This is a genomic window from Aquiflexum gelatinilyticum (genome assembly GCF_024813435.1).
GTDB classification, from domain to species: domain Bacteria; phylum Bacteroidota; class Bacteroidia; order Cytophagales; family Cyclobacteriaceae; genus Cognataquiflexum; species Cognataquiflexum gelatinilyticum.
Map to the genome: position 1 here is coordinate 115880 of NZ_JANAEZ010000010.1, position 14129 is coordinate 130008.

The 14129-nt window shown below is 42.5% G+C and carries 6 protein-coding genes; all 6 read right to left on the minus strand.

Translation table 11 applies throughout. From position 1 onward, the window contains the following. Positions 1–14: 14 nt before the first annotated feature. Positions 15–6887, minus strand: coding sequence for a T9SS outer membrane translocon Sov/SprA (gene sov / locus NK987_RS18720; protein WP_259265105.1), 6873 nt, complete (start codon positions 6885–6887; stop codon positions 15–17). 301 nt (positions 6888–7188) lie between these two features. Next, the gene (ruvA, locus tag NK987_RS18725; RefSeq protein ID WP_258421300.1) at positions 7189–7788 is read right to left on the minus strand and encodes a Holliday junction branch migration protein RuvA; all 600 of its coding nucleotides are present in this window, start codon (positions 7786–7788) and stop codon (positions 7189–7191) included. Positions 7789–7791: 3 nt separating this feature from the next. Beyond that, positions 7792–10056, minus strand: a complete 2265-nt coding sequence (locus NK987_RS18730; RefSeq protein ID WP_259265106.1) for an NADP-dependent malic enzyme — start codon at positions 10054–10056, stop codon at positions 7792–7794. A 22-nt stretch (positions 10057–10078) separates the two neighbouring features. After that, on the minus strand, positions 10079–11182 hold the full coding sequence (locus NK987_RS18735) for a DUF4837 family protein (RefSeq protein WP_259265107.1): 1104 nt from the start codon (positions 11180–11182) through the stop codon (positions 10079–10081). 70 nt (positions 11183–11252) lie between these two features. Further along, positions 11253–12680 carry a lytic transglycosylase domain-containing protein gene (locus NK987_RS18740; protein ID WP_259265108.1) on the minus strand — a complete coding sequence of 476 codons (1428 nt, stop codon included), beginning with the start codon at positions 12678–12680 and terminating at the stop codon, positions 11253–11255. A gap of 17 nt (positions 12681–12697) precedes the next feature. Continuing rightward, complete coding sequence (gatA, locus tag NK987_RS18745; protein ID WP_259265109.1) at positions 12698–14128, minus strand: Asp-tRNA(Asn)/Glu-tRNA(Gln) amidotransferase subunit GatA; 1431 nt, start codon at positions 14126–14128, stop codon at positions 12698–12700. Position 14129 lies beyond the last annotated feature (1 nt).

Below are 14129 nucleotides of genomic sequence, written 5' to 3' on the forward strand. Positions count from 1 at the left end.
ACAAATGTAAAAACCTATTGGGCTAAATTAAATCGTAATTGTCCACCAAAGGCTGTAGAACTTCTACGGAAGGCTGTAGTGACCCTCGGATCATTGATTGTACGGTCAAAATAGATGGTAATGTTTAGACTTTTGCTTACGATATATCCGATTGTTGGCCTGATTTGAATGTTCAGGTTACCATTGGTCACTGTGCTTCCTTCATCGATTTTGCGCTGGACTTGTCTTGTATCGACCACTTTGGTACTTAATCTAAACTGCAGGTCATTCTCCAGTATTTCCTGTCTTCCCTGGATTTTAAACGGAATTTTTACCCCAGCTTTTGTATATCCCAAGTCAAATCCAAAATCCCGGCTTGTCTGTTCTGTAACCTGGGCATTTGAAAAGTTCAAACCCAAATTCCTTTCCGAGTTGTACTCCATGACGATGTTGAGTCGGTCTTTTGTCAATAGATTCACGCCAATCAAAGGTGCAAAGCGCTCTGAAAGGACGACCTGATTGAGGATGAAGACCGGTATGTATTCACCGAATTCGTTGGTGAGGTTTGCTCCCGGAAAATTCCTGATGCTGTTATATAGTTCCAAGCCTTTACTGTAAAGGAGTGAGTTGGAAAAATTACTTACATCATAGGTCGATGAATATACATGGGTAAGGCTGATGCTTGAGAAGTACTCTTTTAGCGCCGGTATCTGGCTGAGGCCTTTGTAATCCACTCTCCAGTTTGGAATCGGAATTTTGGGAAAAGGATTCAGGTCAATGGTGTTTGGATCCCGCCCTGAGTAGGCCGACAGGAAGGAAAGTGTCAATACATCCTGACCATTCAGAGAATACTCCCCACCCGGATTAGTTGCATTCAGTCTTGACTGGATGATGCTTCGGTTTTGTTCAAAATCTGTAAACAATGGGGAATTGTTATTTTGGTCATCTCTGGCCAAAGTTGTCCTGATGATGGAATAGGTGATGCTGTAAGCCCCGGAGCGGTTTGGACTCAGGGAATTGAATTCACCGGGATTATCGGAAGAGTTTCTGAAGATTTCTGTGTAGTCCCCGGTTTCCCTTTTTTTAGCCTCAAGGGTGATATTAAAGTCTTTGAAGGGTACTACCAATCCTGTTATTTGAAGATTTTTGGTCTGGTTTTGCCGGAAGAGTTGGGTCATCTCAGTGCTTGGTGCCATGAGGCTGCGGTCTGCCAAACCTAATCGGATATTAGGATCCTGAGCCCCAAAAATAAAACCAAAACCTGGGTTCAAAAAACTTCTGTCCAAGCCAAGAAGGCCTGTCTCTCCCATGTATCCTGGCAGGAATGTTCCTTCCACAACGGAATACCTAAAGTTGATATCCTTGATCATAGTGAGGAATTGGATGGTTTTTCTCGTGAACGGCGTGCCAATGGTATCTTCGGCACTGACGGTCGTCCTCCCCGGAATGCTTGGGCGCTTTGGTGCATTTAGGGCCTTGTATTTGGCACTTTTGTTATAGAGTTTGACAAAGTCAAGTTTGCCGACTATGGATTGGTCTCTTGTGTTTTGGATGACATTTCCCAAAGTATCCCGCTGCCCGATCGCACCGGTCAGCCATGAATAAGTACTGGCATATTTATAATCCATACCTATCCAATCCAAAGCCCCGATTTTATCAAAAGGAAGCTTGTAATTGATATTCAATTGGTGGTTATAATTGGTAGTCCTTCCAAAACTCCTGATGTTGTTTCTCAATGAATCTCTTTTGGCTTCAGAATCAATGTCTCCATCCGGTTCATCCACGACTGCCATTACCCGACTCAGGTAATCTACTCTTAGATTTTTGGTCAGGTCCCAGTTGAGGTTATAAGTACGGTTGATGAAGAAGCTTTTTTGGAAGAAAGGATCTACGCCGTCGATCGTCAGTTGGTCATTTCGGTATTGGGTTCGGAGAAAACGCCTGTCCACATCCACCCGTGCCGCAAAGGAGGTAGGGACAAAGTTAAAATTCATATCCCTTATCAGGCTGAATTTTTCGCCACCTGCCCAAGAGGAATTTTTAAAAGGTTCCAAAACAACCGGCTTTGGCTGGTACACATAGGCGACATTTCCGAGGTAAGTCTCAAAAAGATAGCTTTCCGTATTGATGTTGCTTTGCCGGACGGAACCGTGGGCGTAGGAGAAGGAGAAATTGCTTAAATCATAGACCCGGGTCTTTTCCTGATTCGGATTTTTGTTTTTGCGGACATTGGTAAAGCCAATATTTCTCCTCGTCATTTGATCCAATACCTGATCGCGATAGATTTCCCTTTCCGAATCATTTTGGAATTTTTGTAGCGCAAGATCAAAAAGGACATCAGGGTTTAAAGGATCAAATTGGGGCTTTGTTGTGGCATTTTCAAAACTGATGTACATCGGAATCGACACATTCAATCCTTCAGGAAGGATTTTATGCACATTGACATTGGCAGAGATGTCATATTGGGTAGCGGCAGTCTGGGCTCTCTGGGAAAGTCTTGTCTCTAGGCCTCCAAACCCAAAAGTATTGTGTCTTACCGAAGTGGAGACAGTAGCGACATCTGCAATCTGTGCATTCAGTCGGGCATTGGCGGCCCATCCGCTTGATTGTTTGAAACCTGTCAATCTCAATTCATTGGCCCAGATACAGATCGACTTGGAAGCACCGCTGCCACTTCCCGGATTTCTGATTCCGATCATCATTCCCTGCACGAGGCTGAGTTCAGGCCTGCCCACTACAGTTACCCGATATTGTCTGATATCTTGCGAAAAGGCAAGGTTTAAAGGTACACGCCTGTTGTCCCTTTCAATTTTGACTCCGACTATTTCATTGATGGCGATGTCGATTTCATTTTCCTGTGGCCAGATCTGAAGAGGGTCACGGGTACCTTTTGGAGTGATGTTGAGAGGAACTTCTATTTCATAATAGTTGTCTGTATAGTCTGTTCCCAACCTCAAAAATGCTGTTAATTCCCCATCCTGAGCATCTTCGCTATCGGCATGGATAAACATCTTCATCCTTTCAAACTGCACCATGTCCAGTGAGTTGGCGTTTTTGAAAACTGCGCGGGCATCTTTTGCCTGAAGGTCTTCCACACACAGTCTGATAGACTGCTCATTGAGCACCCTTTCTACAGAAGCAAGGTTGTCCCGGTCTCTGATGATACCCGGAGGCAATACATAAGGGCTTTGTGTGGCACTTCCCTGTCCATTGTCTTCGATGTTGACCACGTCCACACTGAAATTGGAATTATCAGGTTCTGGGATTTCAAAAAATCCCCTTTCATACAACGATTCCAAAAATACCCGCCATTGACTTGCTACCAAGCGGAAGTTTGCCATCCTGAGGACTACCGGCTGCTCAAAATCCGTCAGGTAGGTTCTCATATAGCGGATGGATTTAAATCCTGAGATTTCACCCTGAACCCTGTCCGGGGTCCTCACGGGAATTCTAAACAGGTACCAATCTACCCGGTCACCGCTTTGGCTGGAAGTAACCTTGTCTACAATGTAGTTTTTACCAACTTCCATTTCTCCCTTTCTGAGGTCGATTTCGTATTCGTAGTAGGCTTCCAGTTCATTGACGGTATTGTCATTGTTAAGGTCTTCATTGTCTGGAAGGTTAGACCCGGCGGGGACAAAAGACAGGTTGCTGTTATTGGAAATAGGAGTGTTCCCATCCATCCCATTGAATTTCTTATACCTTTCCAGGATTTTGATGTCGTTGTTGTCAAAATTCTGGTCCAGATAGTATTGAAAATTATCCGCAGAAGGGTCATTTCTGATACCTTGCAAGGCTTGGGGACTGACGTTCAGCCTGTCAATGAATCGGGTTCTGAAGAAATCTTCTTCTTCCTCATTGCGGAGACCGTCCATACCCACATCTTGGTTTACCCTTGACTCTGGAGAATTGTCAAAGGCAGGGATCAAAAATTGTTGTTGGGTGATTTTTCCCCATTCAGTGACATTGGCATTATCGGGATTTCCATCTGCAGGAAGTCCGTTTTCAAATCCGTGGCGGCCATCTCTGATGACATCTTCTGATACCTCACCTAGGTTAAATATCAATTTTCCGCCCGTGGTATTGTTCTGATTGAATTTTCCATCCAAAACCCGTCCATTTTCCCCTTCTATAAACGGATCCAACAACCAAAATTCAAGGTATTCTATATTGGTCCTGTCAAAATCCACCTCTGTGGTGATCGGCCGGGTAACCCCACCATAGTTTTGCTTTGGATTCGGAAGCAAACCGTCTGAATTCAGGTTTGGATTGTAATTATACATTCCCCTTTCACTTGGAAAATAGGCAAGTTCAAAAAGGGGTTCAGGTACCACAATGACATCACGGTCTCTGTTTTGGAAGATTTCCTGAGGCAATACCCTTCTAACGTAATGGTTGATCCGGTCAGCTTGGTTGATATTGGAAGGGACATCTGCACCACCTTCTCTATAGAAAATGTTGTCAATATTATACCAAGCAACTTTTGCTCTTCTATAGGCATTTCCAAGTCTGTCAGCTGTAATGGCGCTTAAGTCAAAAAGGTTGTTGTCTGTTTTTGGTGTCGAAGCCAAATGCCAGGTCTGTGCCGCTGAGCCTCCAAGGCTATAAGGTGTAATGGCTGTTTCGAAATCATCAATGTAGTTGGTAGGTTCGCCCAATACCTGATTGGATGTACCGGGAAGAAGCTGTGCAAATTCACCGCTGACCTGGATCAGTGATTTTTCTTTGGTGTCTGTAAAGGGAAGTGCATCGGCTAGCTTGGTCAGGAACCTTGACTCATCACTGAAATTGGCATCCAATCCCCACATGCTGTTCCTGAGGGTTTCATTTCCTATGGCAATTCTGGTGATATTGGGACGCTCATTCAAATACAAAAGTGTACCTCCGATATTGAATTTTTCATTGAGAATATATTCCACCCGAGTCCCCAATAGACTTCTGGTCTGGAAAGACACCAAGTCGGCCTTTTCAAAGCTGATAGAAATCCTTTTTCCGGATTGGAGAATCCCCTCATTGATGATATTGACCCGTCCAAAGTTGTAATCGACTGTAAAATCCACCCCTTCAGCCAATGGGATATTTCCGGCCATGACGATTACTGATCCCGGTGAAATATTGAGGCCCGGCAATAATATTTCAGAAGCAGATCCAGCTGTAAGTCTTCCTTTAATAAAAAACTTATCATACCTGGTCACCAATTCCGCATCGGCAAGCGTAGTCCGGTAGAGTGTGTCAAAGACATATTTATTGGCAAGATTGGCTTCATTGGGTAAAAAAATATCCCTTAGGGTCTGACCAAATGGTTCCAATACAGGGAACACCAATAGACCACGTTCGGGAAAAATGGTTATCTCTGGTATAAAGTCAAAGTTTCCGTCAGGGGCAGGGTCATTTTGGGGGTTGAGGTTATCAAGTCCTGTGAGTCTGATCAGAGGCCTGTTTTTCACATTTTCACCTTCCAAAAGAGTAGGGTTATCCAAGCCTGTCCTGTCATCACGATAGATGACCTGAAGCTGAAAACCGTCCTGTTTGATTTGGTTGGCATTGAGGTTATAGACGTTTTTCATCATCAAATCCCAAGTGGGAATCCTGATATTGATCCGTGCCGGTCTAAGCATTTTCAAAAATATCAGGTCTGAGATCGGACGGTTCTGGTAGTCTTCTGACAATTCCCCTACTTTATAGACCTGACCATTATAGGTGTATTCAAAAGAAACTGCCAAGACCTCATCATTCTGAAGCCTACGCGAAAGTGAAATGTAACCGAGTTCTCTGTTGAACTGATATTCTGTCGGAGCGAGTTTCCTTGCACCGTTTACCTGTTCGAAGTCTATGCCCCGTGTCAGTCCGAGGTTGGATTCTATTGCCCCCGAACCGGTATCAAATGGCCTGAATGCAGGATTCCCATTAAGGTTATCAAAAAGAAGATTGGCTTGGTTGAATGCCGGTGCGCCAGGATTTCCTGTTCCAATACTTGGATTTTCGGGTTTGTATATCCTCCTGCCTTCACCCAAATCTATGAATGCCGTAAAATTCCGCAGCGTTTCTGTATTTTGGGCACGGTTCATTATATAGACTTCCACCCTTGTGATATTGAGTCCTGAGAGTATTTGGGGCAAGCCTCTCAGCCACCTTTCATAATTGTCTCTAAAGAAATGGGCTAGAAAAAAGTGTCTGTTTTCATCATAGGAAGATCCTTGGATCTCAAATTGCCTACCTTGACCCCCTGCTTCAATGACGAGTTCATCCCTTCTACCTCTTTGGGTAGAAGCCACGCTAGTCACAAAAAGTTTACCAAACTGAAGCTGGGTTTTGACCCCGAAAAGGTTTTGGGCTCCCTGAATCAAACTGTTTTGAACAGGCATACTGACGTTGCCTATTTCAATGGATTTGATGATGTCTTCTTTGAAACCGGTATATTCTGCCTTGAGTTGGTTTTGGAAGTCAAAAGAATTGTTGGAGTCAAAGTTGGCTCCAATTTTCAATTTTTGGCCCAAAGTACCGTTGACGGCCATTTGGATCTGTTGGTTAAAATTAAAATTCCCGTTTTGTTGCTGCCTGACAGGGATGGAGGGGTTGTCGATTCTTCTAAAAATGGCACCAAGGTCAAGATCTACAAATCCGGTTGGAATAATGTTTATCTCATTTCCACCAAATATTCTGTCCAAACTTGGGCTTGTGGTAATTGGGGGAATCAGATTTCTACCACTTACAGGGCTTTCCCCATCTAGACCCTTGGACCTGCTTCTCCAATACTCCTGCCTTACCCGGAATTCCTGAATCTTGGAAAATTCATCAAAATCATACAAAACCCCAGGTTCAATTTCTGTAGAATCAACTTTTTCCTGGATCCGGTATCTTGGAATGGAATCCATCTCTACCTGAATCGATGGCTGGGCAGGATTCATCTGGTAAAAAGGAGAGTATCTGGGTAGGTATGGGTTCTGGTTTGGGTATAGAGGATTTGTCCTCATATTCTGCCAAAGCAAAAAAGAGGGGAGCATTCTCCTTTTATTCAAAGAATCAATTCTGCTTTGTATACTGTCAGGTCGGGTTATTACGCTGTCAGCATTGATTTCCTGGGCTTGTATATTACTAAAAATCAATAAGCAATAGACCAGAATCAGAAGACCTATTGGTTTCAAGAGAGGTGTTGCGCTTTTTTTTGAAAAAAATTGCGGATACAAAAGACAGTCGGGTTTTTGATGATTACGGGTTTTTTAAAGATGCTTTAATTAATTCTTCCAAAGAAATTTCCGGACCGGTTTTTTTCAAAACTGTTGCAATGTTTTTTTCTGCAACGGCTTTAGTAAACCCTAATGTCAGCAAGGCTTGTAACGCCTCTTCTTTTGTTTTATTGTTACTTTTTGAAAATGCGGAGGTCTGTATTACGGAATCTGAAAATGACTCTTTTTTGATTTTATCCTTCAATTCAAGGATGATTCTTTGTGCTGTTTTTGTGCCTACGCCTTTTACATTTTGGATGGTTCGGGCATCTTCATTTACTATAGCACTTTCCAGTTCCTCCGAACTTAATGAAGACAAGATCATGAGTGCCGTATTCGGTCCCACTCCTGATATGGAAATCAGGTTTAGAAACAGTTTTTTTTCTGATTCCTGACCGAATCCATATAAGGTATGCCCATCTTCTTTGATACTTAAATAAGTGAGGAGCATAATTTGCTCCTCATCTTTGATTTGTGAATAGGTCTGCAGGGAAATCTTTACCTGATACCCTACACCTGAAATATCGATAATGACAAATGTCGGGTCTTTGTAGGCTAATCTCCCTTTTAAATATGCAATCATGCTTTAGTCCTTGGTTTGGGCATCTACCACTGCGATAGCTACCATATTGATGATATCCCTTATTGAACTTCCAAGTTGTAATATATGAACAGGTTTGTTCATACCCAACAGTACCGGTCCGATTGCTTCCGCATTTCCCAATTCTGAAAGCAGCTTATAAGCAATGTTTCCTGAACTTAGATCCGGGAATATGAGGGTATTGGCTCTTTGTCCAATCAGAGCGCTGAAGGGATAAGTTTCTTTTTGGATATCTTCATTTACGGCTACGTTAGCCTGCATTTCACCTTCAATGACAAGTTCGGGATATTTGGCCTTGGCCATTGCAGTGGCAAGGGCTGTTTTGGAAGCCACTTCACCTTTTGCAGAACCGAAGTTTGAATAAGAAAGCATGGCAACCCTTGGTTCAATATTGAAGAACCTTACACCGCTTGCTGTAAGGCCGACGATTTCTACCAACTGATCAGCAGTTGGGTTTACATTGACGGTAGTGTCAGAAAAGAAAAACGGTCCTTTTGAAGTATTCATGATATACATCCCTGCCACTCTGTTTACCTCAGGTTTTACTCCGATTACCTGTAGTGCCGGAAGGATGGTTTTGGGATAATCCTTGGTAAGTCCTGAAATCAAAGCGTCTGCCTCACCCATTTCTACCATCATGGCCCCATAATAATTTCGGTCTTTCATCAACCTGATGCATTCTGCAGGAGTAAGGCCTTTTCTTTTTCTCTTTTCGTAAAGAATGTTTCCAAAAAGCTTCAGTTTTTCCTCATCCATATAGGGATCTATGATCGTTACCCCGGTCAGATCCAGGTTATGCTCCTCGATCAGAGAGTCAATTTTCTCTTTATTCCCCAATAAAATTGGAATTGCCACACGCTCATCTCTCAATAATTGGGAGGCTTTGAGAATTTTCACATTGTCTGCCTCTGCGAATACGACGCGTTTCGGATCTTTTTTGGCTCTGGTGACTACCCGCAGCATGAGTCTTTGGTCTATGCCAATTCTCTCCTGCAATTCGAGGTTATATGCTTCCCAGTCATTAATCAGATTTTTTGCCACTCCTGAATCCATCGCAGCTTTTGCTACAGCAGGAGCAATGGTAGTAATCAGCCTTGGGTCCAATGGCTTTGGAATCAGGTAGGTTTTCCCAAAAGTGATTTTATTGTCGCCATAAGCCCTGTTTACAATATCAGGAACAGATTCCTTTGCCAAAGCCGCAATGGCCTTTGATGCAGCAAGCTTCATTTCCTCATTGATAGAGGTCGCCCTTACATCAAGCGCACCTCTAAAGATGTATGGAAAGCCAAGTACGTTATTTACCTGGTTGGGATAATCTGATCTTCCTGTGGCCATGATGATATCGTCTCTTGTAGACATGGCAAGGTCATAGGCGATTTCGGGATCAGGATTCGCCAAAGCGAAAACTATCGGGTTGTCCGCCATTAGCAATAGTTGTTCAGGACTTACTGAATTTGCAGAAGATAATCCAAGGAATACATCTGCGCCTGTCATGGCTTCAGTAAGTGTGTGCAAATCCTTTGAGGTGGCAAACTCTATTTTTGTTGCATCTAAATCTGGTCTGTCCTTCCGGATTACTCCTTTTCTGTCACACATGACAATATTGTCCGGGTTTACTCCCAATGCCATGTAAAACCGGGTGCAAGCTATGGCTGATGCGCCGGCACCATTTACTACCAAATGTATTTCTTCGATTTTTTTGTCTACAACTTCAAGGGCATTTAACAATGCCGCACCGGAAATAATGGCTGTCCCGTGCTGGTCATCATGCATGACGGGAATGTTCATTTCCCTTTTGAGTGTCTGTTCTATCACAAAGCATTCAGGAGCCTTGATGTCTTCAAGGTTGACGCCTCCAAATGTCGGCTCAAGGGATTTGATGATGTGAATCAGTTTGTCAGGATCGTTTTCAGCGATTTCAATATCGAAGACATCGATCCCTGCAAATTTTTTAAAAAGGACACCTTTTCCTTCCATTACCGGTTTGGATGCTTCAGGGCCGATATTTCCCAATCCAAGTACAGCAGTTCCATTTGAAATAACAGCGACGAGGTTTCCTTTTGCGGTATATTTATAAACGCTTTCTTTATTATCGGCTATCTCTAGGCAAGGCTCAGCGACGCCTGGGGAATAAGCAAGGGCCAGGTCTAATTGGCTGGAAAGAGGTTTGGTAGGTACTACTTCGATTTTTCCGGGTTTCCCCTGTGAATGGTAATTTAAAGCGTCTTGTTTTCTGATTTTAATTGCCATAAAGGTTTATTGTTAATAAGGATCAGCTAGCCTTTTCTTTTTCATCCAAAAGATCAGTAGCCAATAAGATGGTTTCTATTTCGCGGATCGCTTCGCGGTGTGCCTCATTTGGATAGTATACAAATCCCTCTATATAATAAAGCTTTCCTCTCTTGGAATCCACAATCACATAAGACAAAAATGATCCGCCCATGCTGAGATTGTTGGTCTTCCATCCGCCCCGTATTTCTACCCCAAAATTATCCTTGATCAGGAAATTATTAAAGAGGGGAGAAGGATCTACCCTTTCGATGGTCAGGTAGGAATTTTGGTTGTTTGGGTCTCCAAAGATGTGTTTTTTGGTTATTTTTTCGCGCAAAGCTATAATAGAATCCGGAAAAGCCTGCTGTTCGGAGTTATAATCTGTAACATAAAAAAACAGGCTGATGTCTGCCCTACTTGTATTGGGTGTTGGCTGTCTCAGCCATAGGAAGTTATCCTCGGATTTTACTATCTGATAGGATGCAGGAGCGTTAATTGCCAATCCCAACTTCTCTGAAGCGACTCTTGCTTCTGAACTTTTCCGGCTCATCAATACTTTCTCCAACCTTTCTCTTTCTCTGACTTGGAACAGATTTCGGAGTTTGTTTTTGTTTTTCAATATATTTTCAACGAGTTGTGGCTCATTGTTACCAAACAGGTAAATGACTTCTTGACCTTGGGCAAATTCGTCTTCACTTCTCAACAGATAAAGACTTGGATCATTGGCTGCTTTTTCTTTTGCCTCTTTTGTAAATATCGCATTGATATTTTGACTCCCCATTTTTTTGTCATCAAAGGTTGTCACAAAAATAATATTGGTAGAGGTCTTAAATATCCTAGACATCGCACTGGGATCAATCTTACGGATGTCAAACATGCTCTCTCCGCGGATCAATCCCGGCACATCTGATTGAAATACTTCCCTCAATGCATCACCGACAGGACCATCCCACTTTGCAGAATCAATTGCCAATACAATTTCCCCGATTGCGCCTCTTGCCTTGGGTTTGGTGGAGGATGATCCTTCACCATCTTCACAGCTCCAAAAAGCGAAAGAAGCAAGTGTCAGAATTAAGGATAAGGTTATTTTTTTTAGATTTTCCATAATAAAATAAATTATCGTTTTCAATTTAGGAATAAGAATAACCAGGAAAAAGTTTCACAATCCAAATTGACTAGCCGATTTTTAATTTTTGTCCCGGTTTGATTTGATTGGAATTGAGGTTGTTGAGTTTTTTGATCTGCTCAATGGTTACGCCATTGAATTTTTTGGATATTATCCAAAGTGAATCGCCCGGCTGAACAGTATAAAATTGGTTGGCATTGTCCAAAGTGGAATTGTTATTGGCTAGATTGGAATCAAACGAACCCCCTTTTTTATAAATAGCCAGTTTCTGTCCCACCTTGATGGTATTTGAACTGAGGTTATTCCAATTTTTAATATTGGTCACAGTAGTTCCATGCTTTTGGGCGATTGTTCCCAAAACATCACCCGATCTCACCACATAAGTGATTTTGTCCTGATTGGATGGAACTTGGCTAGTTGTTGCTGCGGCTGCAGGCTTGGAAATATTGGCAGTTGCGATAGAATTTGTCCTTAATGCGACTGATCTCTCGGAGGTCAACCTGACAGCATCAGAGAACTCCTCTTTGTTTTCGGTGATAAACCCGGCTTTTGATTTGGGCACATTAACAGCCATAAACTGATTTGAAACAGGAATCATCCTGTTTTGTACCGCAGGGTTCAGGTACTCGAGGTCTTCAATACAAATTCCCGAAATAGCTGCTAGCTGCTCCAAATCCAACTCCTGATTGAATTTGATTTTTTCGTATGCAATGGGGTAGGTTGGCTGTTCTAAGATGAGGTTATGGTCCTCAGCATATCGCATGACATACATCATCGCTTGAAATTGAGGAACATAGCTTCTTGTCTCTTTGGGTAAGTAGTCATAAACTCCCCAAAAAGTTTTTTTGCCACCTGATCTTCTGATTGCTTTTCTGACATTTCCGGGCCCGCAATTGTAAGCAGCAAGTGCCAATTCCCAATTTCCAAACATCCTGTAAAGAGACTTGAGGTATTTGGCTGCTGCGTCAGAGGATAACTCAGGGTCCATTCTCAAGTCTACATCCTTGTTGTAATCCAATCCATACATTTTGCCTGTGGCAGGCATAAACTGCCAAAGACCTAAAGCACCTACACGTGATTTGGCTTTAGGATTCAAACCTGACTCTATGATGGAAAGATATTTGATATCTTCCGGCATCTCATGGTCCAAAAGAGCTTGCTCAAACATCGGAAAAAAAACATCCTTCCTCTGAATGACCATTTTGGTATATTCCCTGTTTCTTACCACAAAGTAATTGATGAAGGAGAAGATCCTTTCATTCAATTCAAAAGGCATATCCGTATCCATGGCTTGAATCTTCTTGGCTACCTCATTGTAATTAAAATCAGGTATATGTTCAAAATGATAAATGGGGGCAATAGTTTCCTCTTCTATTGTCGCATTATTGATTTCGAATAATTCCTGGCTTAAAGCCTCTTTTTGAGATAGAATAAGAAGAAAAAAAATGGATGTCAGAGAGATAGATAGATTTTTCATTGCCGGGTGATTTTGAGTTAATTACTGTTTAATTCCATCAGATAATTGCCAAAAGCATATAATTCAGCCTCTTTAAATGAATTTGCCATAATCTGGATCCCGATTGGCAAGCCCTTACTGTCTGTACCGTTTGGAAGTGATAAAGCAGGAACTCCTGAAACTGAAGCCTGAACTGTAAATAAGTCTTCCAAGTACATTGCAACCGGGTCATTGCTATGTTCACCAAACTTAAACGCAGTCGATGGCGTAGTTGGCATAATAATATAGTCAAATTTATTTAATACTTCTTCAGTATACTCTTTAATTAATCTCCTGACCTTCTGTGCTTTGGTAAAATAAGCATCATAGTAACTTGCGCTGAGCACAAAAGTACCGAGCATGATCCTTCTTTTTACCTCTTCTCCAAATCCTTCAGATCTTGTCATTTTATACATACTTTCAAGATTGTGGGCCTGTGGGCTTCTATAGCCATATTTTACACCATCAAATCTTGACAAGTTGGAACTTGCCTCAGCAGTAGTCAGGATATAATATGTTGGTAAGGTGTATTTCAGTAATGGGAAATGAACCTCCTCTACCTGATGCCCTTCCTGTTTTAGTTTTTCCAAAACTGCCAAAGTGTTGGCTTTAATCTCGGGCTGCAGCGCCTCTGATTCAATGGTTTCCGTGATGTAGGCGATTTTTGCTCTTTTTCCAAAGTGCAACAATTCGGAATAATGGGGTACGGGTTTTTTGGAAGCCGTACTGTCAAAATTATCCGTTCCAGCCATGATTTCCATGACGAGGGCATTGTCCCTTACGTTTCTACTAAGAACCCCGATCGTATCAAAAGATGATGCGTAAGCAATCAATCCCCAACGGGAAACTCTGGAGTAGGTAGGTTTGATTCCGACAAGGCCGGTAAAAGCAGCAGGCTGCCTTACCGAACCTCCTGTATCTGTTCCCAAAGAAACGGTACACAAGTTGGCTTGTACAGCTACGGCAGAACCTCCGGATGAACCTCCCGGAACCCTGGTTTCATCTGCGGCATTCAAAACTTTTCCGTGGGCTGAATTTTCATTGGAACTTCCCATTCCAAATTCGTCACAGTTGAGCCTGCCGATAATGATGGCATCTTCGTCAATCAGACGCTGTACGGCTGTCGCAGTAAACTGGGATTTGAATCCTTTTAGGATTTTGCTGGAAGCGTTTGATTCATGGTCCTTGTAGACCAGTACGTCTTTGATGCCGACCACCATGCCGGCTAACCTACCCGCTTTTCCTGAAGTGATTTTCTCATCCACTTTTTTGGCTTGAGCCAAAGCGGAATCCTTATAAACTTCAACGAAGGCGTTGAGGTGCGCCTTCGTTTGGATGTTTTGTAGATAATAATTTACAATCGCTTTACAATCGGTTTCCCTATTTTCAAGCGACTTTTTGATGTCGTCAAATGAAAGGAATTTTTCCAAG

Bases quoted from the DNA above. Each gene is read 5' to 3' on its own strand.
- NK987_RS18740 (WP_259265108.1), bottom strand. From the start codon at position 12,680: ATGAAAAATCTATCTATCTCTCTGACATCCATTTTTTTTCTTCTTATT.
- sov (WP_259265105.1), bottom strand. From the start codon at position 6,887: ATGAATCCTGCCCAGCCATCGATTCAGGTAGAGATGGATTCCATTCCA.
- NK987_RS18730 (WP_259265106.1), bottom strand. From the start codon at position 10,056: ATGGCAATTAAAATCAGAAAACAAGACGCTTTAAATTACCATTCACAG.
- NK987_RS18735 (WP_259265107.1), bottom strand. From the start codon at position 11,182: ATGGAAAATCTAAAAAAAATAACCTTATCCTTAATTCTGACACTTGCT.
- ruvA (WP_258421300.1), bottom strand. From the start codon at position 7,788: ATGATTGCATATTTAAAAGGGAGATTAGCCTACAAAGACCCGACATTT.